The 24,230-nt window shown below is 65.2% G+C and carries 25 protein-coding genes; 11 read left to right on the top strand and 14 right to left on the bottom strand.

Annotated features, from left to right (window positions below):
* Positions 1-79: 79 nt before the first annotated feature.
* Positions 80-1,132, top strand: a complete 1,053-nt coding sequence (locus HV675_RS09205; RefSeq protein ID WP_175110659.1) for an ATP-binding protein — start codon at positions 80-82, stop codon at positions 1,130-1,132.
* On the opposite strand, the gene HV675_RS09200 is transcribed toward HV675_RS09205, so the two are convergent.
* From HV675_RS09200 to HV675_RS09150, 11 genes are all read right to left on the bottom strand, one after another.
* Positions 1,042-1,764 (bottom strand): response regulator transcription factor, encoded by a 723-nt coding sequence (locus HV675_RS09200; protein ID WP_246270160.1) that lies wholly within the window; start codon positions 1,762-1,764, stop codon positions 1,042-1,044. The two genes, HV675_RS09205 and HV675_RS09200, sit on opposite strands and share 91 nt — an antisense overlap.
* A complete protein-coding gene (gene pqqE, locus HV675_RS09195; protein WP_175110581.1) occupies positions 1,761-3,026 on the bottom strand; it encodes a pyrroloquinoline quinone biosynthesis protein PqqE in 1,266 nt (421 codons plus the stop codon). The genes HV675_RS09200 and pqqE overlap by 4 nt, the downstream gene beginning before the upstream one ends.
* Positions 3,019-3,333, bottom strand: a complete 315-nt coding sequence (pqqD, locus tag HV675_RS09190) for a pyrroloquinoline quinone biosynthesis peptide chaperone PqqD (RefSeq protein ID WP_175110580.1) — start codon at positions 3,331-3,333, stop codon at positions 3,019-3,021. Before pqqD ends, pqqE begins: the two co-directional genes overlap by 8 nt.
* Positions 3,330-4,067: a pyrroloquinoline-quinone synthase PqqC gene (pqqC, locus tag HV675_RS09185; protein ID WP_175110579.1), complete on the bottom strand. Its 738-nt coding sequence runs from the start codon at positions 4,065-4,067 to the stop codon at positions 3,330-3,332. Before pqqC ends, pqqD begins: the two co-directional genes overlap by 4 nt.
* Positions 4,068-4,091: 24 nt before the next feature.
* A complete protein-coding gene (gene pqqB, locus HV675_RS09180) occupies positions 4,092-5,012 on the bottom strand; it encodes a pyrroloquinoline quinone biosynthesis protein PqqB (RefSeq protein ID WP_175110578.1) in 921 nt (306 codons plus the stop codon).
* Between the two features lie 52 nt (positions 5,013-5,064).
* Positions 5,065-5,631, bottom strand: coding sequence for a cytochrome b (locus HV675_RS09175; protein WP_175110577.1), 567 nt, complete (start codon positions 5,629-5,631; stop codon positions 5,065-5,067).
* Positions 5,632-5,734: 103 nt separating this feature from the next.
* Positions 5,735-6,634, bottom strand: coding sequence for a formylmethanofuran dehydrogenase subunit C (locus tag HV675_RS09170; RefSeq protein WP_175110576.1), 900 nt, complete (start codon positions 6,632-6,634; stop codon positions 5,735-5,737).
* Complete coding sequence (fhcD, locus tag HV675_RS09165; protein WP_175110575.1) at positions 6,631-7,677, bottom strand: formylmethanofuran--tetrahydromethanopterin N-formyltransferase; 1,047 nt, start codon at positions 7,675-7,677, stop codon at positions 6,631-6,633. Before fhcD ends, HV675_RS09170 begins: the two co-directional genes overlap by 4 nt.
* A 17-nt stretch (positions 7,678-7,694) precedes the next feature.
* Positions 7,695-9,458 (bottom strand): formylmethanofuran dehydrogenase subunit A, encoded by a 1,764-nt coding sequence (locus HV675_RS09160; RefSeq protein ID WP_175110574.1) that lies wholly within the window; start codon positions 9,456-9,458, stop codon positions 7,695-7,697.
* The gene (locus tag HV675_RS09155) at positions 9,455-10,891 is read right to left on the bottom strand and encodes a molybdopterin-binding domain-containing protein (RefSeq protein WP_175110658.1); all 1,437 of its coding nucleotides are present in this window, start codon (positions 10,889-10,891) and stop codon (positions 9,455-9,457) included. Before HV675_RS09155 ends, HV675_RS09160 begins: the two co-directional genes overlap by 4 nt.
* A 213-nt stretch (positions 10,892-11,104) precedes the next feature.
* On the bottom strand, positions 11,105-11,854 hold the full coding sequence (locus HV675_RS09150; RefSeq protein WP_175110573.1) for a HisA/HisF-related TIM barrel protein: 750 nt from the start codon (positions 11,852-11,854) through the stop codon (positions 11,105-11,107).
* 13 nt (positions 11,855-11,867) lie between these two features.
* On the opposite strand from HV675_RS09150, the gene HV675_RS09145 reads away from it, so the two are divergent.
* From HV675_RS09145 to HV675_RS09125, 5 genes are all read left to right on the top strand, one after another.
* On the top strand, positions 11,868-12,959 hold the full coding sequence (locus HV675_RS09145) for an ATP-grasp domain-containing protein (RefSeq protein ID WP_175110572.1): 1,092 nt from the start codon (positions 11,868-11,870) through the stop codon (positions 12,957-12,959).
* Complete coding sequence (locus HV675_RS09140) at positions 12,956-14,164, top strand: hydantoinase/oxoprolinase family protein (protein ID WP_175110571.1); 1,209 nt, start codon at positions 12,956-12,958, stop codon at positions 14,162-14,164. The genes HV675_RS09145 and HV675_RS09140 overlap by 4 nt, the downstream gene beginning before the upstream one ends.
* A gap of 196 nt (positions 14,165-14,360) precedes the next feature.
* Positions 14,361-14,951, top strand: a complete 591-nt coding sequence (locus HV675_RS09135; RefSeq protein WP_175110570.1) for an amino acid kinase family protein — start codon at positions 14,361-14,363, stop codon at positions 14,949-14,951.
* A gap of 137 nt (positions 14,952-15,088) precedes the next feature.
* Positions 15,089-15,409: a helix-turn-helix transcriptional regulator gene (locus HV675_RS09130; RefSeq protein ID WP_175110569.1), complete on the top strand. Its 321-nt coding sequence runs from the start codon at positions 15,089-15,091 to the stop codon at positions 15,407-15,409.
* The gene (locus tag HV675_RS09125; protein WP_175110568.1) at positions 15,406-16,722 is read left to right on the top strand and encodes a type II toxin-antitoxin system HipA family toxin; all 1,317 of its coding nucleotides are present in this window, start codon (positions 15,406-15,408) and stop codon (positions 16,720-16,722) included. Before HV675_RS09130 ends, HV675_RS09125 begins: the two co-directional genes overlap by 4 nt.
* A 25-nt stretch (positions 16,723-16,747) precedes the next feature.
* Here HV675_RS09125 and HV675_RS09120 read toward each other — a convergent pair whose 3' ends face one another.
* The 3 genes from HV675_RS09120 to pqqA form a co-directional block, all read right to left on the bottom strand.
* Entirely contained in the window at positions 16,748-17,446 is a 699-nt protein-coding gene (locus tag HV675_RS09120; RefSeq protein WP_175110567.1) for a (5-formylfuran-3-yl)methyl phosphate synthase, read from the bottom strand.
* 111 nt (positions 17,447-17,557) lie between these two features.
* Positions 17,558-18,193, bottom strand: coding sequence for a DUF447 domain-containing protein (locus tag HV675_RS09115; protein ID WP_175110566.1), 636 nt, complete (start codon positions 18,191-18,193; stop codon positions 17,558-17,560).
* A 211-nt stretch (positions 18,194-18,404) separates the two neighbouring features.
* Complete coding sequence (gene pqqA / locus HV675_RS09110; RefSeq protein WP_175110657.1) at positions 18,405-18,479, bottom strand: pyrroloquinoline quinone precursor peptide PqqA; 75 nt, start codon at positions 18,477-18,479, stop codon at positions 18,405-18,407.
* A gap of 424 nt (positions 18,480-18,903) precedes the next feature.
* Here pqqA and HV675_RS09105 point away from each other — a divergent pair, with 424 nt between their 5' ends.
* The 5 genes from HV675_RS09105 (at position 18,904) to HV675_RS09085 (ending at position 24,128) form a co-directional block, all read left to right on the top strand.
* The gene (locus tag HV675_RS09105; RefSeq protein WP_175110565.1) at positions 18,904-20,397 is read left to right on the top strand and encodes a form I ribulose bisphosphate carboxylase large subunit; all 1,494 of its coding nucleotides are present in this window, start codon (positions 18,904-18,906) and stop codon (positions 20,395-20,397) included.
* A gap of 34 nt (positions 20,398-20,431) precedes the next feature.
* Positions 20,432-20,863: a ribulose bisphosphate carboxylase small subunit gene (locus tag HV675_RS09100; RefSeq protein ID WP_175110564.1), complete on the top strand. Its 432-nt coding sequence runs from the start codon at positions 20,432-20,434 to the stop codon at positions 20,861-20,863.
* A gap of 172 nt (positions 20,864-21,035) precedes the next feature.
* Positions 21,036-22,052 (top strand): CbbX protein, encoded by a 1,017-nt coding sequence (cbbX, locus tag HV675_RS09095; RefSeq protein WP_175110563.1) that lies wholly within the window; start codon positions 21,036-21,038, stop codon positions 22,050-22,052.
* Between the two features lie 9 nt (positions 22,053-22,061).
* Positions 22,062-23,186, top strand: coding sequence for a class 1 fructose-bisphosphatase (locus HV675_RS09090; RefSeq protein WP_175110562.1), 1,125 nt, complete (start codon positions 22,062-22,064; stop codon positions 23,184-23,186).
* 69 nt (positions 23,187-23,255) lie between these two features.
* Positions 23,256-24,128 carry a phosphoribulokinase gene (locus tag HV675_RS09085; RefSeq protein WP_175110561.1) on the top strand — a complete coding sequence of 291 codons (873 nt, stop codon included), beginning with the start codon at positions 23,256-23,258 and terminating at the stop codon, positions 24,126-24,128.
* Positions 24,129-24,230 lie beyond the last annotated feature (102 nt).

The raw sequence follows: 24,230 nt of genomic DNA, 5'->3' as shown, positions 1-24,230 counted from the left end.
GATTGCAGTGCGCAGCCCGTCATACGATGAGTAGAATCGGTTTCTGATACCACCCGGCACAGCAATGCATCCCGTGAAAATGGTTCGCTCAGGCGTGTCACGGTCGTCCCTTTCCTCGTCGCGGTTCAACTCCGCTACGTGGCGCGATAGTGCGTGTGTGCTCGTGCTCACGATGCTTACCGCGGTGCTGTGTTCGCTGTTCGATGTCAGCGAGCTCGCGTACCGCTGGACACGCCGCGCCGAGCGCTTCCAGCTCGATGAACTGCCGGTCACGCTTTGTGTGCTGGCTGCGGGGCTTGCGTGGTTTGCGTGGCGCCGCTATCGGGAATCGCAGCGGGAACTCGCGCACCGGCGTGCGCTGGAAGAACAGGCGGAGCGGCTGCTCGCCGAGAACCGCCGTCTCGCGACGCAGGCGATCGAAGCGCAGGAAGCGGAGCGCCGGCATCTCGCGCGCGAGTTGCACGACGAGCTTGGTCAATATCTGAACGCGATTACGCTCGATGCGGCGCGCATCCGCGATCTATCGTCGGCACGCGAGCCGGAAATTCACCGGGTCTCGCTCGCGGTGATGCAAAGCGCAAGCTTCGTGTACCGGCAGATCGGCGGGATGATCCGCCGGCTGCGTCCGATCGGCCTCGACGAACTCGGCTTGCCGAGCGCGGTCGAGCACTGTGTGGACGGTTGGCGCACGCGGTTGCCGCATGCATCGTTCGCGTTGACCGTCGACGGCGACTTCACGGGCCTCGCGGATGCGCTGAACGTCACGCTCTACCGGCTCGTGCAGGAGGCTTTGACGAATGTGTCGAAGTTCGCGCGTGAGTCGCGAGTCGAAATCTATCTCGTGCGCACGCCGGCCGATGGCGAGCGTCACGGCGAAATCGTCGTCACGGTTGCCGATGATGGACCGGGCGCCGACTTATGGCAGCCGCGCGCGGGGCTGGGGCTGATCGGCATGCGCGAACGCGTCGAGTCGCTCGGCGGCGAGTTTCATCTCGCGAGCCGTCCGGGCGACGGCTTTATGCTCTGCGCGCGCCTGCCGTGTCAGGCCGGCGTGCCTGAACCGAGCGGCGCACCCAGCGACGAGCCGAGTGCGCCGATCGAACCTCCGGACGCGGTCAGATCGGAGAACTGAAGGCCGAGCCGGCTCGCCATTTGCGCGAGCTGCACGCCATTGTTCGCTCCGAATTTCTGGCGAATTGCCGACTGGTGGTTCGCAACGGTTTTCTGGCTGAGCCCGAGCCGCTCCGCGATAACCGGCAGCGTATAGCCCTGCACGAGCAGCCGCAGCACCTCGAACTCGCGCGCGGACAACTGGCGTCCAGGCGGCCCTTCGCTGAACATGGTCCGCAGTGCGAGCGTCTGCGACACGTCGGTGCTCAGATAGCGCACGCGGCGCGCGACTGCCCGCACCGCTTCGACCAGCACCTCCGGCGCGCTCGCCTTGGTCACGTAACCGCTCGCGCCGGCGTCGAGTGCACGGCGTACAAACAGGCTTTCCTCATGCACGCTGAAAATCAGCACGCGTGCATCGGGCGTGCGCGCGATCATCCGCCGCATCGCTTCGATTCCACTCGCGCCGGGCAGCGCGAGGTCCATCACCACCACATCCGGTTGCAGCGTGCAGAAACGCTGATACGCCTGCGCGGCGTCGCCTGCCTCGCCGGCCACGCGCACGTCGGGGCTCAGTTCGAGCAGGCGCCGATAGCCTTCACGCACGACGGCGTGATCGTCGACAAGCAACACGGAGATATCGGTGGGGGTCATCTGCGCGCTCCCTGATCGCTGGTTTTATCCGTCGCGGCGGGCGTTGGTGTGTTCGGTTGGCCGCTTATTTGCCCGCTTATTTGCCCACTGAGTTTTCGCGAATTCGCGTCGTTGCGGAAAATCACCGGCTGTTCATCGGGCGCGAGCGCCACGCCGCCGCCGGCGCCACGTTGGGCGGCTTCGCGCACCACACGCACGACCGATTCGTGATGCGGAGATTTGTCGCATACCGGGTCCGCATTGGCCGGATCCTGCGTCAGCAGATACGCCTGGCAGCGGCAGCCGCCGAGGTCGAGGGTCTTCTCCTCGCAACTGCGGCACGGTTCCTTCATCCAGTCGAAGCCGCGGAATCGATTGAACGCGTCGCTTTTGTGCCAGATATCGGCAATCGACATGTCGCGCACGTTCGGGAATGTGAGCCCCGGCAGCGAACGCGCGGAATGGCAGGGCAGCGCGGCGCCGTCCGGCGCTACGCCGAGAAACACCGACCCCCAGCCGTTCATGCAGCGTTTCGGCCGCGTTTCGAAGTAGTCGGGCACGACGAAGAAGATCTTGCAGCGGTTGCCGATCTCCTTGCGATACCGTTCGACGACCGCTTCGGCTTCGCGCAACTGCTCCTCGGTCGGCATCAACTGCGCGCGGTTCGTGTGCGCCCAGCCGTAGTACTGCGTGTTCGCGAGTTCGAGATATTCGGCGCCCATCGCGAGCGCCATATCGATGATCTTGTCGACGTGCGGCAGGTTGTAGCGGTGCAGCACGCAGTTGAGCACCATCGGAAAACCGTGTGCCTTGATCGAGCGCGCGACGCGGTTCTTCAGGTCGAAGGTGCGCGTGCTGCTGAGGAAATCGTTGAGTTGCTGTGTCGAGTCCTGAAACGACAGCTGGATATGGTCGAGGCCGTTGTCTTTCAGTACGCCGAGCCGCTTGTCGGTGAGGCCGACGCCCGATGTGATCAGGTTCGTATAGAACCCGAGCTGGCGCGCCTCGGCGACCAGTTCTTCGAGGTCGTCGCGCAGCAGCGGCTCACCGCCGGAAAAACCGAGTTGCGCGGCGCCGAGCGCGCGCGCTTCGCGCAATACGCGCAGCCATTGCGCGGTATCGAGTTCGCTCTGCTGGTCCGTGTAGTTCACCGGGTTGTAGCAGAACGCGCAGTGCAGCGGGCAGCGGTACGTCAATTCCGCGAGCAGCCACAGCGGCGGCCCGATGCCGGACTGCGCGGTGTGCTCGGGCATATGTTGCGCCGCAACCGAAAGATCAGTCATGCTGCTGCTCCAGCCAGCCGCGCTCGACGGCATGGGTGATAAACGTCTCGACCTCGGGCGCGATGCCGGTCGTGTTGAAGGTGCGTTCGAGATCGGCGACGATCGCCGCGACGTCGCGCGTGCCGTCGCAGCGCCGCAAAATCTCGGCCGCGCTTTGATTCAGTTTCACCATCCCTTCCGGATAGAGCAATACGTGCGCGTCCTGGGCGGGTTCCCACTGCATGCGGAACAGCCGGTTCAGTTTCAGGCGCGCGGCGCCTTGCTGCGAGTCGTGTGTAGCGGGGTTCGCGGGGTTTGTGTCGTTCATACCGGAAAGGCCTTTTCGATCGCGTCGAGCATCGACCACAGAATGTCGAGCTTGAATTGCAGGATGTCGAGCGCGCGTTCCTGCTGCTCGCGCGTACGGAAATAGTCGAGCGTGACCGCCAGCCCGTGTTCGACGTCGCGCTGCGCAAGCGAGATGCGCGAGCGGAAATAGCTGAGGCCGGACGACTCGATCCATTGGTAGTACGTCGGCCACGTCGACAGGCGGTCCTTGTGAATTTGCGGCGCGAAGATTTCGGTGAGCGACGAGCACACCGCTTCCTGCCACGGCGCGCGGCGCGCGAAGTTCACATACGCGTCCACCGCGAAGCGCACGCCGGGCACCACATGTTCGAGCGACCACAGTTCGTCGCGCGACAGGCCGACCGCGTCGCCAAGGCGCGCCCAGGTCTCGATGCCGCCTTCGTCGTCGCCATAGCCGTCGTGATCGAGAATGCGCAATACCCAGCGGCGCCGCGTTTCGCGGTCCGGGCAGTTCGACAGCACCGCCGCGTCCTTCAGCGGAATGTTGATCTGGTAGTAGAAGCGGTTCGCGACCCAGCCGCGAATCTGCTCGCGCGAGCAGCCACCGCTATTCATCTTCACGTTGAACGGATGATGAATGTGATAAGCCTGCCCTTTCGCGCGCAACTGCGCTTCGAATTCGTCGCGGGTCCATGCCGCGCCGGAATCAGGTGTGCGTGGGTGGGGGGCGCGTGTTGCGCTTGTGCTGTTCATCCAGGGTACCCTTGCTTCGTCTGTTCAGAGTTCGAAAGTCATGCCGTCGCGCGCGACTTCGATGCCGTGCTGCGTGAGCGTGTGCCGCTCGGGCCCGTCGTCGATCAGAATCGGGTTCGTGTTGTTGATGTGGATCAGCACCTTGCGCGCGCCGGGGCGATCGAGCGCATCGAGCACGTCGATCATGCCGCCCGGGCCGGATTGCGCGAGATGGCCCATATCGGCCGCGGTCTTCTTCGAGAGGCCGAGTTCGATCATTTCGTCGTTGGTCCACATCGTGCCGTCTACCAGCAGCAGGTCCGCGCGGCGCATCGCGTCGCGCACATGCGGTTCGAGCGCGCCGAGGCCGGGCGCGTAGAACGCGCGCTTGCCGGAATCGATGGCCGTCAGCAGCAGGCCGATGTTGTCGCCGCGTTCCGGCGCGGTGCGGTGCGGCGAATACGGCGGCGCCTTGCTCGATAGCGGCAAGGCTTCGATGCGCACGCCGGGCAGCGCGGCAATTTCGAGCGGCGCCGCATCGAGCGCGATCGTATGGCGCTCGATGCCGCAGTAATGCGAGAGAATCGACGCGACCGGAAAGCCCGTCGACAGGTCTTGCCAGACCGCGTCGGTCGCGTAGATGGGCAATGGCGCGTTGTGTTCACGCAGCATCAGCAGGCCTGTGACGTGATCGATTTGCGCGTCCATCAGCAGCACCGCGGCGATGCCGGTGTCGCGCGCATGACGCGCGGGCTGCAATTCGGGATTCGCGGCGAGCTGCGCGAGGATGTCCGGCGATGCGTTGATCAGCAGCCACGCGTCGCCGTCGACGCTCACCGCAAGCGACGACTGCGTGCGCGCCTGCGCCGCAATCGTGCCGTTGCGCACGCCGGTGCAGTTACGGCAATTGCAGTTCCATTGCGGAAAGCCGCCGCCCGCCGATGAACCGAGCACTCTGATTTTCATCGTCCGTTCCAACGTTCGTTGTGTGCCCAACCAGGCGCAAACGTCATATCTATCAAGGTAGCATTCTCCGCATCAATCCGTCTTTGTCGACCAGCTGGTGCTTGAGCGCGCCGGCGATATGCAGCACGACCAATGCGATCAACACCCACGCGGCGATCTCGTGAATCGTGAACCAGAAATGGCGCAGTTCCTTGTCGTCCCATCCCCACTGCGGCAGCAACACGCCCCAGAAACGCGTGCCGTATTTGTTGAACGACGAGCCCAGATAGCCGGTCACCGGCATCACCACCATTGCGACGTATAAAAGGCCCTGCGTAGCGCTCGCGGCGGCGCGTTGCCACGCTCGCATCGGCGGCATCGGCGGTCTGCCATAGACCATCCGCGCCACGATGCGAATCAGCACAAGCAGGAAAATCGTCATGCCCAGAGACTTGTGAAAGTTGATCAGCGACGACTTGAAAGCCAGGCCGCGCGGCAAACCGACCATATACAGCCCGATTGCGATCATCGCGATGATCGCGACGCCGATCAGCCAGTGCAGCACGATCAACGGCCGCGAGAACCGTTCGCTCGTGGCGCTGCGCGTGTGTACCGCGTCGCCCGTCTGTGTTGCGTTCATTGTTTGTCTCCCAGCCATACCGCTTTGTTCTTTGCTGTTTTGGTGCATTGCGGGGCGCCGGAGTTCATTTCCGGAGCGCGATCCTGGGGTTCATCCTTTGTGTTCAGTGTGCCCCCGACCCGCGTGTGCTTGCGATCAGCAATTCCCCGCGTCCGTCTACCGCAAGATCGCCCGACAGGCGGCGCGGCAGCGCGCGCGCATCGAGCGTGAAAAACGGCGCGAGCGCCGTGTTCAGCGCCGCCGCGCCTGTCGTCGCGAGCGGTTCGCGCAGTGCGGCGAGCGCGCGTGCGAACAGCGCCCAGAACACGTCGAAACCGCGGCCGCCCTCGGCAAACGTGGGCGGCATGCGTTCCGGTTCGCGCAAAAGGAACAACGTGCCGCGCCGCATGCCATACGCATGGTGCGCGCCGATGCGGCCTGCAATACCGATCGTTCCGGCGACGAGACGCGAGGCGGCAAAATCCCCCGCATCGCCGCCGACCAGCACGACACCGCGCCGCATCCGGTCGCCGAGGCGCGCGCCGGCATCGCCGCCTACCGCGAGCGTGCCGCCGGTCATCCCTTCGATATCGCCGGGCAGCGCGCCGGCGGCAAAGTCGCCGGTGCTGCCCGCGACGCCGAGCTGCCCGCCGCGCATCTCGCAGCCGGTAAATGCGCCCGCGCTGCCGCCGATATGCAACGCGCCGCCCGTCATGCGCAAGCCTGTGTAGTCGCCCGCGGCGCCGGTCACGTGCAGGTGTCCGTCGGCGAGCTGCGCGCCGATGCGGTCGAGCCAGCCAGCGTCGCCGTCGATGACCAGCGTCGCTTTCGCGCCGTTTGCCGCGTCGCGATCGCTGCGCGATATGTCGAACAGATCGCCGGCTGCGCATGTGTCATTGCCTGCACGCAGCACGATACGGGCCACGTCCGCCGTCGATTGCGCGGCGAGCGCGGCCGGCAGCAGCGCCGAGCCGTCGACGCGAAAGCCCGGCGCCGCTTTTATGCGCAGCGTCGTGGTGCTCATCGGGTGCTCCCGCCATCGTCGGGCCCGGGCGTGCCGTCGCCCGCTTGGGGGCCTGACGGAGGGTCTGACTGCGGACCTGACTGGGATCCTGCTCGAGGCCCCGCTGCCGCCACCGCTGCCGCCGTGCCGATCGACGCGGCCAGTTCACGCAAATGAAAGTGATACGGCCCAAGCTTGCCGCCATAATTTCCGGCTGAAATGCGCAGCACGCCGCCCGCGCGGGAGGCGGCTGCGATGCCGGCCGTCATTGCCGCGCCGACGTCGGCATCGGTGAGGCCGTCGATCACGATCTCGAGCACGCAACCGACCTCGGCCGTCAATTCGGTGCGCTTCGCGACGCCGACCAGCGTCGGGCAAAACGGGTCGTTGGTCGACGCGACCGCGCCCGCATACTTCGAGCCGATCTTCGACCCCGACCGCACGACGCCACCCGGAAACGGCGTAATCACATTCGGCAATTGATGCATTGCGGCAACCGCCGCTTCGGCTGCGGCGAGCGCGTGGTCGATATCGCGCGCGAGCAGCAGCAGATTGCCGCCGCCGACGGCTTTCACGGTCACCGTCGATTCCTCGCAGACAAACTCGCCGTCCATCACCGGCACGCGCCAATAGCGCGTGTCGCCGAGCATTTTTGCAATCTGCCAGCCGTCGCCGAAAAAGCGCAGCGCGCCGCCGAGCGGCGCGAGGTCCGACAGCGGCGCGCGGCTCGTGTGCGGATCGATGCCGCTATAGACCGCGGTGGTCGGGCAGGTCAGCACGCATTGGCCGACGCGCCGCATGATCTGCTTCGCGAGCTCTTTCGACGACACCGCGAACATCAGCACCGCAATGCCGGGCCGGCCGTCGGGCGTGTCGGCCGCGTCGATCTCGCGCTCGATGCCCGCTTCGCAGCCGCAATCGATCACCGATGTCGCGAAGCCGCACAGCGACTGCGCGGCCGCGCGCGCCCACGTCGGCGTATGCGCGGTGATCACGAGCCGGGTCGCCTTCATCGGGAAGGCTTCCGCAAAGGTGTCGTCGATCAGGGTGCCGTCGATCCGCATGATGTGCTCGCTCGCGATCAAGGCTTATGCTGCGCCGGCGACGGCGGCGCGGAGGGCGGCGTGGCAACCCCGGCGGCGCGCACGCCGTGCGTGAAGCATTCGACCGGCAGCAGCCGGCCGCCGCGGCAGCATGCGCAGATCTCGTCATCGCTGATCGCCGCATGCGCGAAGCCGCCGACGAGGTTCGCGTCGCTGTAGGCGCGCACCGTCTGCGCGATGCCGCGATCGAAGTCCGGCGACACGTAGTGAATGCCGCCCGTCGGCGTCGCGACGAGCGTGCCGTCGCGCGCGACGAGTTCGCCGTCCTTGAACACATAGGCGGGCGACGTGAACATCCGCTCGCGGTCCGCATCGTCGCGATAGACGGCGATATCCGCCGCGGCGCCCACACCGAGTTGCCCGCGATCGGCGAGGCCGAGCAGCCGCGCGGGTCCCGCGCGCGTGATGATCGCGATTTCATACAGCGAGAGCTCGCGCTTCAGTTCCGGCAGCGCACTCGCGATTTTCGCTTCAGGATGAAGCCGGTCGAGCTGCGCATCGCGGAACGATTTGTCCATCAGCAGCCGGATCAGATGCGGATAGCTGGTGAACGGGCCGCCGTTCGGGTGATCGGTGGTCATCGAGACGCGCCACGGGTCGTCGACCAGCAGGAAAATCTCGAGACCGATAATCCATTGCAGCGCGTTCACATAGCTCTGCTCGCGATAGCGGAACGGCACGACGCCGCAGCCCGCATCGCATTCGATGTCGCCCAGCACCCATTTGCGCGGATTCGCGAGCGGCGCGTTCCGGAACTGCATCATCGTGTCGCCGGACGCGGTGACCGTCTGCCCGAAAATGATCTGCCCGACGTCGATCGACACATTGGGCCGCGCATTCACCGCTTCGGCAATCGCGCGCGCGCCCGACGAAAACTTGCGCGGCCCTTCGGTGCCGTAGCTGTGAAACTGGATATGCGTCAGATGGATCGGCAGGCCGTCGGCGGCATCCATGGTCGCGATGGTCGACGCGAGATTGCCGGGTACGCCGAGATTGCTCGCATGCACATGCAACGGATGCGGCACGCGCAATTCGGTAAGCGCGCGCGTCAGCGTGCGCAGGATGTCGCGCGGCGTGATGCCGTAGTGCACATGCGCTTCGTCGACGTCGAGCGCGCGCTGGTTGAACTTGAACGCCGAGATGCCGCCCGGGTTCACCACCTTCACGCCGAGCGCGCGGCTCGCATGCATCGTCCAGCCGACGTAGTCGCGCACGCGCTCGAAGTCTTCCTGCGCGGCGAGCATCTGCAGCAGCAGTTCGTCGTTGCCGAGCATCACGTAGGCACCGTGATCGATGATCGGCGTGTCGCCCATCTCGAGATGCGCGTGGCGCGCGTTCGACGCGATCATCGCCGGCTCGAATGCTGCCGTGTAGCCCATTTCGGCGTAGCGGTAGCCGGTGGCAAGCGTGCCCGGCGCGCAGACGCCGCAAGACGGCATGCGCAGATAGCGGCCGTTCGCATCGCGTACGGCTTCATAGGCGGCTTCGCGCGGACGGTCTTCGCGATGGTCCTCCGGCAGCAGCAGGCGCGACAGATTCGTCTTGCCGCCGCCGATATGCGAGTGCAGATCGATGCCGCCCGCCATCACGATCATGCCGCGCGCGTCGTAGTCGTGGTCGACGACAGCGTGATCGGGTGCATCGACGATGCGGCCGTCGCGGATATAGATGTCGCGGCGTAAGCCGTTTACGTCGTTGGCCGGATCGTAGATCGTGCCGCCGGTCAGCCGCGTGAGACTCATGTTGGCCTCCGCGCGTCGGCGACGCGTTCCGCGAGGTCCGTCGCCAGCGCGGCGACGGTGCGCAGGTTCGTTTGACGCGCCGCATGCAGCGGCGTCACGATGGACGTATCGAGCCGGAACAGATGACCGTCGCTGTCGATGCCGGGCGTGGCGACCGGAATAAACACGGTGCGTGCGGCGCGCGGCGAGATGGTGCTCGCGAGCGACGGCGGTCCGAACACGATGGCCGGCGCCTGGGGATCGAGCGCGGCGGGCAGCGCGTGCGGCGCAAAGCTCGTGACCCACAGCAATGCGTCCACTTCGCGCGCGTCGAGCAGACGTTCGGCGCGATAGCGATACGGATCGTGGTCGAGCGGCGCCGCGCCTTCCGGCCGATCGGGGCGGGACACGTGCGTGCGCAGCGGCAGGCCGGATAGCCATGTGACGGTCTGGCTGACGGTCAGTGCGCCGTCCGCTCCACCAAGCGCGAGTGCACCTGCGCGGCTCGTGCGGTTGATTGCCTTGACGATGCGGTGCAGCGCCTCGATCAGCAGCGCGGCGTGAGGTTGCGGCAACGCGGCGGGTTCGTAGATGAACGCCGTATAGCGCGCGGCTGCGATGCGTTCCATCAATGTGGCGAGCTGCGTCGCTAGCTGTGCGGTTTGCGGCATGCCCTTTTCGAAGACGCTTGCGGGGCGGCCTTCCGCGATGGCGGACCACAATGCGAGCAGATCGTGCGGCGACGCATCGGCAAGGATGGATTCGCAGCGTGCGTCAGCAATAGGGGGCGCGGCGGGATCGACCGGGCAGCCGACGAAACAGATCGTGCGTGGCGCCGTGGCCGTTGCGGATGCCGCGACGCTAGCGCTATCACCGTCACCATTGCCGGCCAGCGCGCGCTCGTAAAACCGCGGGTGATGCTGCGCGGGCGCGCAGCCAAACACAACCAGCAAGTCCGCCCGCGAGCGCACTTCGGATAGCGTCGTGAAGAACGCGCCGCGATCCTGCATCGCGAGCGTCGCCGCGCTCAACGCGTCGCCGTGCAGCGTATCGAGCGTCGCGCCGCACGCGGCGGCGAGCGTGTACAGCGCGCGCGCGCCGGCGACATCCGTCGCGCATGCGCCGAATAGCGGGCGATGCGCGTGCGAAAGAATATCGGCGGCTTCAGCTAATGCGGTATCGAGCGTGACCGCCTGGCCGTCGATCGAAGGCGGGCAGTTCAGGTCGGCAGACCCGTAATGCGTGAGCGCGGCGGCAAGACGCGGGCAATCGGTCGCCGGAGCGGTGATCGTCGCATCGTCGGCGACGTGAGCCTCGATGTCGTCGCACAGCAGCGGGCAGAACGGACAGGCCCAGTCGCGCGTGACTGAAGACGACACCGAGGACGACACCGGCCGCGCCGCGGACGCGGCCGCCTGGCCGGCAACCGGCGCGGGGGAGGTGGGATCGTGCATGACGCCCGGTACAGCAAGCTCCATGCCGATTGCGCGGTGCATGCACGATGCGCCGCATCGCGCCGCGTGCTGCGCGAAGTCAGCGCACGCAACACAGTATGTGCGTCGCGCTGGAACACAGTGTCACCTGCGCGAGCCGCGCCGGGCTTTCCTTGCGAACAGATTGCGGTCCATCCGCGCGCGGCCGCTTGGCATGGATATTGTGTTTGCGATTCACCTGACAGCGTGCGGCGTGGCAGCGAGTTTGCCGTCTTGCAGCGCCGAACCGATCAGCCACGCATGCGCGCCGCTTTGCGCAGCGGCGTCGAGATCGGCGCGATCGCGAATGCCGCCGGCGCCGATCAGCATGCGTTCGCTGCCGGCGCGGGCGCGGATCGCATCGAAGGCGGCGAGATCGGGGCCTTCGTATGCGCCGACGCGGTCGAGCGTCATCACGATCACGCGGGCCGGCCAGCACGCAGGCGTGTCGTGCAGTGCGGTGGTGATGGGGGTAGCGGTGAGCGGTCGGCCCGCGCGCCGATCGAGCGACAGGATCGGCTGATAGCCGGCCCGTTCGGCGTCGTGCAGCGCGTCGGGCGTGCGCAGCGTCTCGGAGCCGAACACCGGCACCAGCGTGCCGTGCGGCGCGCCGATGCGCATCAGTTGCGCGCGCATCGATGCGTAGTCGGCAAAGCCCGCGTCGAGCCAGATCTGCACACGGCGGCCGGGTTCGGCGCCGGTCGGGTTCAGGCCGGCGCACAGTGCGGCGAGTGTTTGCGTAGCGGCGTTCTGCGCGACGATCGCGCCGAGGTCGGCGACGTACAGCGTATCGGCGCCGCTCGCGGCAAGCAGCGCACGCGCGATGGCGAGCGGTTCGCTCGTCGCGCACAGGGTTGACTGGACAGGACGGTAATTCGCGCGGTCGCCCCGCACCGCGCGCACCGCGTGCCCGTCGAGCAGATCGAGAACCGGTATTACGCGCATCGGAGAGTGTCCTTTGATCAGCCTGTTTGTGTACGAGTATCTCACCGGCGGCGGCATCGACCCCGAGCTCGCCGGCGAAAGCGGTCTTGCGGACCTGAGCGCGCTGATTGTCGAAGGACGCGCGATGCGCGATGCCATCGTGCAGGATGCGCGCGCGCTCGACGACGTCGAAGTGAGTTTCGCGAGTTCGCGCTTCGAAGCCGCCGCCGCATCGCGCAGTCCGCTGCGGCATTATTGTGCGGCACCGGGCGAACCGATGATGGACTTCGTCGCGCGCGCGGCGCGGGCGCACGATTATGCGTGGATCGTCGCGCCGGAATGCGACGGCCTGATGCTGCGGCTGTTCGATGCGGTCGGCGCGAGCCGCTGGCTCGGCTGCGCGCCGGAGGCGATCGGCCTCGCGTCGAGCAAGCGCGCGACCGCGGCCGTGCTCGCGGCCCGCGGTATCGCGACCACGTCCGCGCTGGAGCCGCGCACGCTCGGGATGGATGCCGCGAGCGGCGCGGCGCGCGCCGCGTCCGGCTGGGTGGTCAAGCCCGACGATGGCGCAGGCGGCCTCGACACCTATCGCTACGAGAACCTGCGCGAAGCGTGCGACGACTACGCCGCACGCGAGGCCGACGGACGCAAGCCCGTGTTGCAGCAGTGGGTGGAGGGCGACGCGTTGAGCCTGTCGCTGATCTGCGGTGCAGCGGGCGCGCGGCTCGTCAGCATCAACCGGCAGCGGATCGGCGTGGCCGACGCGGCGTCGGTGGCGCACGCGGGGCGCGTGATCGAATTCGATGGTGTGGATATCGACCAGATCGACCGGCGCAGCCCGGAAGGCCGCGTGCTGGAGGCGCTCGCGCTCAACACCGTTGCGGCGCTGCCGGGCTTGCGCGGATTTGTCGGCATCGACGTGGTTTGGCACCCGCAGCACGGGCCGGTCGTGATCGAGGTCAATCCGCGCGTGACGATGGCTTACGTGGGCTTGTCCGCGCGACTCGGACGCAACCTTGCCGCCGATGTGTTTGCCGCGCACGGCGTGCGTACTGGCAGCCCGTTGCAGCCGCAGAGCGCGGCGAATGCGGCGGCGCCGCTCTTCACCGGCAGGAATCTGCGATGAGCGGCTTGCACGATCGCACGGGAACGACGGAGCCTGCAGACGCGGTGTTCGGCTGGGATGTCGGCGGCGCGCATGTGAAGGTGTCGTGTGTGGACGCTGCGGGGGCGCTCGTCGATGTCGCGCAGTGGGCTTGTCCGTTGTGGCAGGGACTCGTGCATCTCGAGCGCGTGATCGACGGCGTGTTCGCGCGCTGGCCGGCCGCCGGCGCCGCGGACGCGCGTCACGCGGTGACGATGACCGGCGAGATGGTCGACCTGTTCCCGGACCGCGAGCAAGGCGTGCGCGTGCTGGTGCAGACGCTCGCGGCGCGCCTCGACGGTTCTTCCGTGCGTTTTTTCGCGGGCGCGTGCGGCTGGCTGATAGCCGCCGATGCAATCGGGCAGTGGCGCGCGGTCGCCTCCGCGAACTGGCTCGCGACGTCGCGGTGGGTCGCGACGCAACTGCCCGATGCGCTGCTGATCGACATCGGCAGCACGACGACCGACGTCGTGCCGATCGTCGATGCGCGTGTGGCGGCGCGCGGCGCGAACGACGCGGCGCGGCTCGTGACCGGCGAACTCGTTTATCAGGGCGTCGTGCGCACGCCGCTGTGCGGGGTCGCGCACCGTATCGCATTTCGCGGCGAGACGACTGCCGTGATGAACGAATGGTTCGCGACGAGCGCCGACGTCTACCGCGTGACCGGCGAGCTATGGCCGCCGCACGATCAGCACCCGAGCGCGGACGACGGCCCGAAAACCGTCGACGCGAGTTGCGCGCGGCTCGCGAGGATGATCGGGTGGGACGCGGCGGATGCCGGCGCCGACGCATGGCGCGCGGTGGCGCAGAGCTGGCGGCGCGAGCAGTTGCGCGCGATCGGTGCAGGCGTCGCGCAGGTGTGTGATGCGCATCCCGCGCTGGCGGATGCACCGCTGGTCGGCGCCGGATGCGGGCGCTTCCTGGCGGCCGCGCTGGCGCGCGACATGTCGCGCAGCTACGTCGATTTCAGCGCGCTCGCCGGTGCCGGTGGGCGGTCTGCGGGCATGCCGCAGCCGGACACGCACGGGAGGAACGAGCGGGATCAGCGCAACGAGCGGGATGAATGGATCGCGACTTGCGCGCCGAGCGTCGCGGTCGCGTTGTTGATGGCGGCGGACGATGCACGACGGCCTGCCGACAGCGAACCGCACGCCGCGCAGACCGGGCGGCCCGCACGTGCGGCCTGACAACGGCGGCCGGAGATGAGCGTCACGCACCTGACGAACCCCACGCGGCGCGCGACAACGCCGAGCGTTGCAAGCGGCAGGACGCAGCCGGCCAGCAAACGGAGATAGCGGAACCACGAGCGACACATGCAGCACCCATCCGGCCGCCGACCGGATGCGCGCAAGCCGGTGAAGTCGGAACAGAGCGAGGGAAGACATGTGGGTGGTGAAAATCGGGGGCAGCCTGAGTCACGACCCGTCGCTGCGCGATTGGCTGACGCAGCTTTGGGAAGTCGGCGGCGGGCGCGTGGTGATCGTGCCGGGCGGCGGCGATTTCGCGGACCGGGTCCGGGTCTATCAGAAGGAATGGGAGTTCGGCGATCTGGCCGCCCACAACATGTGCCTGCTCGCCATGACGCAATACGCGCTGATGATGCAGGGCGTATTGCCCGACCTCGTGCTCGCGACCAACGAGGACATGATCCGGCGCGCACTGCGCAACGGCCGGGTCGCGGTATGGATGCCGATCGGCCTGCTGAGCGCGACGCCGAACGCGATGACGAACTGGGACACGACGTCGGACAGCCTCGCCGCGTGGCTGTCGACATCGCTCAATGCGGAGCGGCTGATGGTCGTGAAGTCGTGCGCGGTCGATTCAGGCAGATCGCTCGACGTGCTCGCGTCCGACGGCGTACTGGATGCGCGGTTTGTCGAATACGTGAACGACGCGAACTACGTGGTCGAACTGTTCAATAAGGGTGATATCGGGTTGATGCGCGAGCGATTGCTCAATTCGCCGGCGGCTTAGATAATGTTTCATATACGATACTTTAAGCGTATAAGTACGTGTTATGTATCGTATACAGCACATTACTTGCTGAATGAGAATGTTCTGTATAGAATGCATTAATCATGTTTTGACTGATAATGTAACGTATACCGAACATGAACCTTGCCGAACTGGGTGAAGCGTTGCGCCAGGCGCGCATCGCGGTGAACCTCACGCAACAGCAGGTCGCTGAGCTAAGCGGCGTGCCGCGCGGGCGCATCAGTCTGTTTGAAACCGGCATGCTGCCCGAATTGGGCGCAGTCAAGATGCTCAGCCTCTTCGATGTCGTCGGCCTCGAAATTTTTGCGCGCCGGCGCGGGCACCAGCGCACCCTCGACGATGTCCTGATCGACCCCGAAGAGCAACCGGATGGCTCGGATACGCGTAGGCGCGTCCGGCCGCACGCCGCGCGGAAGACAATCGGGGGCAAGCCATGAGCCGCGATTCACTCGACGTCTATGTTCGCGGTCAGGCGGTCGGCACGCTCACGGAAGAAGCCGGCCAATACGTTTTCACCTACCTGCCCGACGTCGCGGACGAGAACCAGGTTTCGCTGCTGATGCCCGTGCGTGCGCAGTCGTATGTCTGGTCGCGCCTTCATCCGTTCTTCCAGATGAATCTCCCCGAGGGCGTCAAGAAGGAGATCATGATCCGCCACCTTGGCCCGCACGCCGACGTCAGCGACTTCGGCCTGCTCGCGCTCACGGGTGCGAACACAATCGGCCGGGTGCAGGTAGTACCGCGCGGCACGACGCCAGAAGCCGCCACCAGGGCCGATATGGCGGAGTTGCTCGCGTCGGCCGATTCGCGTGGCAATCTCTTGCGCCTGCTCGAGACAGGCGTAGCCGAGGGTGTGTCCGGGGTCATGCCGAAGGCGCTGATGCAGTCGGGTGGCAAGGCCACGACATGGACAGAAGATTTCATCCTGAAGACCGGCTTTGACCTGCCCGGCCTTGCGGTCAACGAATACCTGTGCCTCGAGGTCGCGCGCCACACTGGCCTCGAAGTTCCGGGCGCACGGCTGTCCGATGACGGACACGTATTGGCCGTGCAACGTTTTGATCGCACGGCCGATGGCCAGAAGCTGGCGGTGGAGGACTATTGCGCGCTGAAGGGTCTCGACGCCGTCAACAAGTACAAAGGCTCGCTCGAGGACCTCGCAAGCTTGACCGCGACATACATACCGCGCCACGCCCTCAAGGAGAATGCACGGCGCCTGTTTACGCTGTTGCTGCTGAACTATGCGGTTCACAACCAGGACGCCCATCTGAAGAATTTCGCGCTCCTTTACACCAACGCAGACGACGTGCGGCTCGCTCCTGTCTACGACATTCTGAGCGGCACCGTCTATCCGAAGTACGAAACGGCCATTCCGGCATTGACCCTCAAGGGCAAGAGAGTGTGGGCGTCGGGCGCATTGCTGCTGACCTATGGTGGCGCCCGGCTTGGCCTGAGCAAAACGGACATGGGGGAGGCGATCGAGCGGGTGACGGTCGCGATACACCGGGTTGCACCTACCGTGTCGGAGCTTGCGGACAAATACCCGGCGTTCCGCGAACCCGCCAAGCGCATGCTGGACGCGTGGGCACGCGGACTCGAAAACATCAAGCCGGATGCCAAGCCAGGCAAAACCAGGCCGGCGCCGCTGCGCCAGCAGGCGGGCATGTCGGAGGCCTCCCCGCGCGTCGCGCGCAGAGGGGCGAACCCCTATGTCAATCCTGATGGCGCTTTCAGCCACAAGTCCAGATAGCGGGTCGCGATCTGTCGCAAGCCCCTCACGCGTACTGAACCTGCGGTGCCCGATGCAACGCATTCGCCCATTGCGCGACACGCTGCGGGTCGAGGCGCGCAGTGCGACCCTCCGCGCACAGCGCGGTGCGAAAACCCGCGATATCCGGCGCATGCGCGCGAATCTTCTCCAACTGTGCCCAGCCGAGCGAACCGGCAAGGCCGACCAGCGCGCCTTTCGCGTGGATCGTGTCGATGCACGCGGCGAGTGTCGCTTCGTCGACGCAATCGAATAGTGTGCGGCCGTCTTTGATCGCGGTGTCGAAGATAATGCCCGCGAAGCCCAGACTGGCGGCGTGCTCGACCAGTTGCCGGTCGATGCCGTCGTCGCACAACAGGACCGGCAAGACCGGCGCGGGTAGCCCGGCCAGATGCGTGAGGCACGCGCGCGCATGCGGCCCTGCGCTGACGCCGACCTTCACGTAATCGACGCCCGCATCGCCGGTTTCGATCACCCGTGTGGCGATTTCATCGAGCGCGTCCGCGGCCACATCGCCGATCGTCGCGCTGATCGGTTTGACCGGGTAGCGTGCCCGCAACGCGCGCGTGATGCGCGCGACCTCGCCGGTCGCGACGCCGCCCAGTGCGCCGCCATGCGGCTCTTTCAGATCAATCAGCTCGGCGCCGGCTTCTACTGCATCGAATGCTTCTTCAGCCGAGCGCACGCTCGCTAGCAACGCGGTCATCGAGGTCTCCGGAATAGTCAGGAAGCAATGGAACGAGTGGGCGATTGCGATCGCATCCGCTATGGCGCGCCGCCGCATTTTCCATGCCGGGCCGCCATGAAGAACGGCGACTCAAGGCGTTTCATGCATCGCGTGCGGTGCATCGGAAGACGACCCCGATGCATGTCCGCTGCTGCCTGGCTGTTGCGCGGCAGTTGCGCGATAGCGGTCGATCGCAGCGAGGATCCACGACCAGGCGGTCAGTTCATCCGGGCCGGCGGTCTTGTCGATTGCAATCCGCAGATACGCGACCTCGCGGTCGACCTTATCGGCCGGCAGCATGAACAGACGGCTGACCAGAATCGCGCCTTCGATTACCGCGGCCTGCGCGCGATTGAAGCCGCCAAACGGCGCGTGCGTTTCGCTGTGTACGCAGCGCATTTTCAGCGTCGGACGCTGCGCGTCCTCGAGCGTTTCGGCTAGCGCGAGTTCGGTATGCGCGAGCGGCTGCGCGAGCCGGACAGACGGCACACGGGTCGCGGCAACGGTCGGCCAGTCGCGTTGCGTCCCGGTGACGCAGCCGGCAAAAACCCTGACATCAGTCGTGAAATTGATGACCGCGGCTTGCGTGGCAAGGATGTTATCGAGCGTCGTGGACGGGCGAAACGGGGCAAGGATCGCAAGGCCCTGTTCAAAGCGCACGCCCATTGGCGCGATGTGAGGGGTGCCGTCGCGTGCCGCAGTCGTAATGATCGTTTCGTGAATCATGGCGAACAACGCTGGTCGGGCGACGCGCGATACACCGGCGCTCTGCAGGTGAAAAAACGGGGAAGTTCGGGAAATGCCGTGCTGCGAGGGTTAACGGGGTCAACGCAGGGGTCAACGCAGGGTCGACGCAGGGTTAACGCAAAGCTTGCTGCGACAGCTGTGCTGCGAGAAAGCGGGGCTGCCCGAAGGAAGCCCCGCGGGTTCGGCGCTTTTAGCGAGTCGCGATGTACATCGTGACTTCGAAGCCGAGACGCATATCGGTATAGCTTGGGGTCGTCCACTGCATAGTTGTCCTCCTTCAGAGAGAGAGCGATCGCCTTGGCAACCAGCGCAGGGCGCCGATCGCGTCGACCCGTATCGTGACGCAAGCTGCGTGCCACAGACCCTATCTTGTGCATGAATCGCGTTCAGGCAATCCAGGGTTTTCGCTTACACGTCTTACTGTCGCGATATCGCAGCAAAGTGTTGCACCAGCCGCGTCACTCATTGTGAGCGCATTTGGTTGCGTCGTCACCTGTCTTAACGCATGACTTAAGTCAGTGGAAGTAAATCGTGAATTCACTTCGCCGCTGGTCGCGCCTACATTGACCTTCATGCAGCAAGGCAATAGCAAGCGCGATCTGCAAGCCGTAACGGCGAGCCGTGACGGCAAGCGCATTTCCCCACGACGTATCGGCGCATCGCATGCGCCCAGTCATCGGAGGGCAGTGATGAACGATTTCACTCAGGCGGCCATTGCACCCGCATCCGAGCCGACACGGCGCTCGCGTTACGACGCGGGCGTGCTCAAGTATCGCGAGATGGGGTACTGGCAGCCGGACTACGAACCGAAAGAGACGGACGTGATCGCGCTGTTCCGCATCACGCCGCAACCGGGCGTCGAACCCGAGGAAGCGGCCGCGGCGGTGGCGGGCGAATCGTCGACGGCGACGTGGACCGTGGTGTGGACCGATCGCCTTACCGCATGCGACATGTATCGCGCGAAAGCGTATCGCGTCGAGCCGGTGCCGGCATCGGGCAGCGGTCATGGCGAGCCGCAGTTCTTTGCGTACATCGCCTATGAGCTGGACCTCTTCGAAGAGGGTTCAGTTGCGAACCTGACCGCGTCGATCATCGGCAATGTGTTCGGCTTCAAGCCGTTGAAGGCATTGCGGCTCGAAGACATGCGCATTCCGGTCGCGTACCTGAAAACGTTTCATGGGCCGGCCACCGGCATCGTCGTCGAGCGTGAACGACTCGACAAGTATGGGCGGCCGCTGCTTGGCGCGACCGTGAAGCCGAAGCTCGGACTTTCCGGCAAAAACTATGGACGCGTGGTTTATGAAGGCCTCAAAGGCGGTCTCGATTTTCTGAAGGACGACGAAAACATCAACTCGCAGGCATTTATGCACTGGCGCGACCGCTATCTGTTCTCGATGGAAGCGGTGAACCGCGCGCAGGCGGAAACCGGCGAACTGAAAGGTCATTATCTGAACGTCACGGCCGCGACGATGGAAGACATGTACGAGCGCGCGGAATTCGCGAAGGAACTCGGCTCATGCATCGTGATGATCGACCTCGTGATCGGCTGGACCGCGATTCAGTCGATGGCACGTTGGGCGCGCAAGAACGACATGATTCTGCATTTGCACCGCGCGGGACACGGCACGTACACGCGTCAGCGCAATCACGGCATTTCATTTCGTGTAATCGCAAAGTGGCTGCGCATGGCCGGCGTCGATCACGCGCATGCGGGCACGGCGGTCGGCAAGCTCGAGGGCGATCCGCTGTCGGTGCAGGGCTATTACAACGTGCTGCGCGAAGCGCGTAATCCGGTTGATCTGTCACGCGGTATCTTTTTCGATCAACCATGGGCCGGTTTGCGCAAGGTGATGCCGGTCGCGTCCGGCGGCATTCACGCGGGACAGATGCATCAGCTGCTCGACCTGTTCGGCGACGACGTGATCCTGCAGTTCGGCGGCGGCACGATCGGGCATCCGGCGGGCATCCAGGCGGGGGCGACCGCGAATCGCGTCGCGCTCGAAGCGATGGTGAAAGCGCGCAACGAAGGCCGCGATATCGCGCACGAAGGGCCTGAGCTGCTCGAAGCGGCCGCGCGTCACTGCCTGCCGCTCAAGCAGGCGCTCGATACGTGGCGCGATGTCACGTTCAACTATGCGTCGACCGACACGCCCGATTTCGCTGTGACGCCGAGCGTCGCGTAACCGAATCACCTGCTTTGCAACGAGGGGTATCGCCATGCGTATCACGCAAGGGACGTTTTCTTTTTTGCCTGAGCTGACCGACGATGAAATCCGCCTGCAAATCGACTATGCGCTGGCTCAAGGCTGGGCGTGTTCGATCGAATTCACCGATGACCCGCACCCGCGCAACACATACTGGGAGATGTGGGGGTTGCCGATGTTCGATCTGCGCGATGCGGCGGGCGTCATGCAGGAAGTGAACGCGTGCCGCACCACGTACCCGCAGCATTACATCAAGGTCAATGCGTTCGACTCGGTGCGCGGCTTCGAGACGATGCGGCTGTCGTTTATCGTGAACCGGCCGGATGTCGAAGCGGCGTTGTGGCTCGAACGTGAGGAAAGCGAAGGACGTGTGCAGCGTTATGCGCTCAGGTGCCGCGCCGGTGGCGCGCGACCCGATGCGCGCGAGCGAAGCTCAGTGGACTGAAGCGCGAGCAGGGCGTCGAGCGCCGGATATTGCGCGCTGCGCGTTGCACTCGCATGACGCGTGACGTCGCGTCGAAACCCGCTCGTCGGTCTTGCGCGGCTTCGAATGGGCTCGCACGCGTAGGCGCCCCACACGGCGCCCCGTACCGGATTACATCGAAACGGAGACGACCATGACTGCCGAAACGCTTGAATTGCCAACCCGCCGCGACGCGCCGCCCGGCACGCTGCCGCATGCGGCAGCGCATGCATCGGACAACGCGCTGCCCGACGCGCCGCATGTGAATCTGCTCGCGCTGTACCGCGAATCGGGTATCGCGGGGGTGATGAGCGAACTCGATCGCGACCTCGTCGGCCTCTCGCCGGTCAAGACGCGTATTCGCGAGATTGCCGCGCAGTTGCTCGTCGAGCGCGCCCGCGCGACGCTCGGCATCGCGACCGGCGCGCCGACGTTGCATATGTGTTTTTCCGGCAACCCCGGCACCGGCAAGACGACCGTCGCGTTGCGCATGGCCGACGTGCTGCACCGGCTCGGCTATATCCGGCGCAACCACCTGGTGTCGGTCACGCGTGACGATCTGGTGGGCCAGTACATCGGCCATACCGCGCCGAAAACGCGCGACGTGCTGAAGCGCGCGATGGGCGGCGTGCTGTTTATCGACGAGGCGTACTACCTGTACCGCCCCGAGAACGAGCGCGATTACGGGCAGGAGTCGATCGAAATCCTGCTGCAGACGATGGAAAACCAGCGCGATGACCTGGTCGTGATTCTGGCCGGCTACGCCGCGCGGATGGATACGTTCTTTCAGAGCAATCCCGGCTTTCGCTCGCGGATCGCGCATCACATCACGTTCCCCGACTATGGCGCGGAAGAATTGCTCGCGATTGCCGAGCGGATGCTCGATACGATGCACTACCGCTTCGATTGCGATTCTCGCCGCGCGTTCGAAGACTATCTGGACCGGCGCGTGAAGCAGTCGAACTTTGCGAACGCGCGCTCGGTGCGCAATGCGCTGGACCGCGCGCGACTGCGCCAGGCGAACCGCCTGTTCGCCGCCGCGCTCGACGGCGCGCAACCGGCGGACCCGGCGGCGCTCACGCTGATCACCGCGGGTGACATTCGCGCGAGCCGCGTGTTCGACAGGCTCACGCCCGGTCCGCAGCGTGCGGCCGACCCCACGGCTTCCTAGGAGCGCGCGATGCGAGACGGACGAACGACTCTCTCGAAGTTTCTGATCGATGCACTCGACCGGCAATGTCCTTCGCGGCGCGCGAGCGGGCTGTCGGCCTTGCTGATCGACGTCGCCGCGTCGATCAAGACAATTGCCGCGACCCTCACACGCGGCGCGCTGGACGGCAACTATGGTTCGGCACGCACGGCGAATGTGCACGGCGAAGATCAGAAAAAGCTCGATGTGCTGACCAACGATATCTTCCTGCAGCATTGCGAATGGGACGGTTTGCTGGCGGGCATGGTCTCCGAGGAGATCGAGCATGTGTACCAGATTCCGCCGGGCTACCCGCGAGGCGAGTATCTGCTCGCGTTCGATCCGCTCGACGGCTCGTCGAACATCGATATCAACGGTGCGGTGGGGTCGATCTTTTCGGTGCTGCGCGTGCCGCAGGATGGCGCTGCCGCGAACACAACCGCCACTTCACCTGCGGCGGCGGACCGCTCGGCATTCCTGCGGCCGGGCCATGAACAGGTGGCGGCGGGCTACGCGATTTACGGCCCCGCGACGATGCTCGTGCTGTCGATCGGCAACGGCACGCATGGCTTCACGCTCGAACGGGACGTGGGCAACTTTGTGCTTACGCATTCGGATATCCGCATTCCCGAAGATACCGACGAGTTCGCGATCAATGCATCGAACGAGCGCTTCTGGGAGCCGCCGGTGCGCCGCTATGTGCAGGAATGCAAGGACGGCAAGAGCGGTTGTCGAGAACGCGACTTCAATATGCGCTGGATCGCGGCGATGGTGGCCGAGGTGCATCGCATCCTGATGCGCGGCGGCGTGTTTATGTATCCGCGCGACTTTCGCTCGGCGGGCCGGGTGCAGGGCCGCTTGCGTTTGTTGTACGAAGCGAACCCGATGAGCTTTCTGATCGAGCAGGCGGGCGGCGCGGCGATTACCGGACGCGAGCGGATTCTCGACGTCGTGCCGTGCGACCTGCACGAGCGCGTGCCGGTCATCCTCGGTTCGAAGAACGAGGTGACACGTATCGGCCGCTATCACCGCGAACATGATCTCGGTACCGATCGGCCGTTCTCGTCGCCGCTTTTCAGGGAACGCTCGCTCTTTTTGCCTGAGACGCCGGCATAAAGCGTGCATGGCTGAAGTCCGCGTATCGATCAAAACATCGCAACGGATTGGCGAAAGGGAGAAGCGCGTATGTCAGTCAAACATCCGATTATCGCGGTCACCGGATCGAGCGGCGCTGGAACGACCACTGTGATGAAGAGCTTTCAGCACATTTTCCGGCGCGAGAAGATCAACGCGCAGATTGTCGAAGGCGACGCGTTTCATCGCTATGACAGGCTCGGCATGCGCGAAGCGCTGAAGCAGGCCGAACGCGACAACGTGCATAACTTCAGCCATTTCGGCCCGGACGCGAATCTGCTCGAAGAACTCGAGCAGCTGTTCGCGAGCTATGCGAAGTCCGGCTCGGGGAAATTCCGGCGCTATGTGCATGATGAAGCGGACTCGGCGAAGTTCAAGCAGCCGTCCGGCACATTCACGCCCTGGGAGGAGATCGACCCGGGCAGTGCGCTGTTGTTCTACGAGGGGTTGCACGGCGCGGCCGTGACCGATCGCGTCGATATCGCGCAGCATGCGGATTTGCTGGTCGGCGTGGTGCCGATCATCAACCTCGAATGGATCCAGAAGCTGCATCGCGATCAAAACTTGCGCGGCTACTCGCATGAGGCGGTGGTCGATACGATCCTGCGGCGCATGCCCGATTACGTGAACTATATCTGCCCGCAGTTTTCGCGTACGCATGTGAATTTCCAGCGCGTGCCGACTGTGGACACGTCGAATCCGTTTACCGCGCGCGAGATTCCGCAGCCGGACGAGAGCTTTGTGGTGATCCGCTTTGCGCGGCCCAAGGGCATCGACTTCCCCTATCTGCTGACGATGCTGCACGACTCGTTTATGTCGAGGCCGAATGTGATTGTCGTGCCGGGCGGGAAGATGGGGCTGGCGATGCAGTTGATTTTTACGCCGATGATTTTGCAGTTGAGGGATCGGTGTGCGCGGGCTTGAGGTGTGTGAATGGAAGCTGTCGATCCACGGCGGTGTTCAGATTTCGATTCTGTCTTCGCTGCGTGAACGGCTCGTTTTTTTGAACGATGGGCCGCACCTTCG

The sequence above is a fragment of the Paraburkholderia solisilvae genome, assembly GCF_902859875.1.
Lineage (GTDB): Bacteria > Pseudomonadota > Gammaproteobacteria > Burkholderiales > Burkholderiaceae > Paraburkholderia > Paraburkholderia solisilvae.
Note: the sequence above shows the minus strand (reverse complement) of the source record. Positions and strands in the feature narration are given on the sequence as shown.

What these genes read in the sequence shown, in the direction of transcription:
- HV675_RS09205 (WP_175110659.1), top strand. Translation starts at nt 80, where the DNA reads ATGGTTCGCTCAGGCGTGTCACGGTCGTCCCTTTCCTCGTCGCGGTTC.
- HV675_RS09200 (WP_246270160.1), bottom strand. Translation starts at nt 1,764, where the DNA reads ATGACCCCCACCGATATCTCCGTGTTGCTTGTCGACGATCACGCCGTC.
- pqqE (WP_175110581.1), bottom strand. Translation starts at nt 3,026, where the DNA reads ATGACTGATCTTTCGGTTGCGGCGCAACATATGCCCGAGCACACCGCG.
- pqqD (WP_175110580.1), bottom strand. Translation starts at nt 3,333, where the DNA reads ATGAACGACACAAACCCCGCGAACCCCGCTACACACGACTCGCAGCAA.
- pqqC (WP_175110579.1), bottom strand. Translation starts at nt 4,067, where the DNA reads ATGAACAGCACAAGCGCAACACGCGCCCCCCACCCACGCACACCTGAT.
- pqqB (WP_175110578.1), bottom strand. Translation starts at nt 5,012, where the DNA reads ATGAAAATCAGAGTGCTCGGTTCATCGGCGGGCGGCGGCTTTCCGCAA.
- HV675_RS09175 (WP_175110577.1), bottom strand. Translation starts at nt 5,631, where the DNA reads ATGAACGCAACACAGACGGGCGACGCGGTACACACGCGCAGCGCCACG.
- HV675_RS09170 (WP_175110576.1), bottom strand. Translation starts at nt 6,634, where the DNA reads ATGAGCACCACGACGCTGCGCATAAAAGCGGCGCCGGGCTTTCGCGTC.
- fhcD (WP_175110575.1), bottom strand. Translation starts at nt 7,677, where the DNA reads ATGCGGATCGACGGCACCCTGATCGACGACACCTTTGCGGAAGCCTTC.
- HV675_RS09160 (WP_175110574.1), bottom strand. Translation starts at nt 9,458, where the DNA reads ATGAGTCTCACGCGGCTGACCGGCGGCACGATCTACGATCCGGCCAAC.
- HV675_RS09155 (WP_175110658.1), bottom strand. Translation starts at nt 10,891, where the DNA reads ATGCACGATCCCACCTCCCCCGCGCCGGTTGCCGGCCAGGCGGCCGCG.
- HV675_RS09150 (WP_175110573.1), bottom strand. Translation starts at nt 11,854, where the DNA reads ATGCGCGTAATACCGGTTCTCGATCTGCTCGACGGGCACGCGGTGCGC.
- HV675_RS09140 (WP_175110571.1), top strand. Translation starts at nt 12,956, where the DNA reads ATGAGCGGCTTGCACGATCGCACGGGAACGACGGAGCCTGCAGACGCG.
- HV675_RS09135 (WP_175110570.1), top strand. Translation starts at nt 14,361, where the DNA reads ATGTGGGTGGTGAAAATCGGGGGCAGCCTGAGTCACGACCCGTCGCTG.
- HV675_RS09130 (WP_175110569.1), top strand. Translation starts at nt 15,089, where the DNA reads ATGAACCTTGCCGAACTGGGTGAAGCGTTGCGCCAGGCGCGCATCGCG.
- HV675_RS09125 (WP_175110568.1), top strand. Translation starts at nt 15,406, where the DNA reads ATGAGCCGCGATTCACTCGACGTCTATGTTCGCGGTCAGGCGGTCGGC.
- HV675_RS09120 (WP_175110567.1), bottom strand. Translation starts at nt 17,446, where the DNA reads ATGACCGCGTTGCTAGCGAGCGTGCGCTCGGCTGAAGAAGCATTCGAT.
- HV675_RS09115 (WP_175110566.1), bottom strand. Translation starts at nt 18,193, where the DNA reads ATGATTCACGAAACGATCATTACGACTGCGGCACGCGACGGCACCCCT.
- HV675_RS09105 (WP_175110565.1), top strand. Translation starts at nt 18,904, where the DNA reads ATGAACGATTTCACTCAGGCGGCCATTGCACCCGCATCCGAGCCGACA.
- HV675_RS09100 (WP_175110564.1), top strand. Translation starts at nt 20,432, where the DNA reads ATGCGTATCACGCAAGGGACGTTTTCTTTTTTGCCTGAGCTGACCGAC.
- cbbX (WP_175110563.1), top strand. Translation starts at nt 21,036, where the DNA reads ATGACTGCCGAAACGCTTGAATTGCCAACCCGCCGCGACGCGCCGCCC.
- HV675_RS09090 (WP_175110562.1), top strand. Translation starts at nt 22,062, where the DNA reads ATGCGAGACGGACGAACGACTCTCTCGAAGTTTCTGATCGATGCACTC.
- HV675_RS09085 (WP_175110561.1), top strand. Translation starts at nt 23,256, where the DNA reads ATGTCAGTCAAACATCCGATTATCGCGGTCACCGGATCGAGCGGCGCT.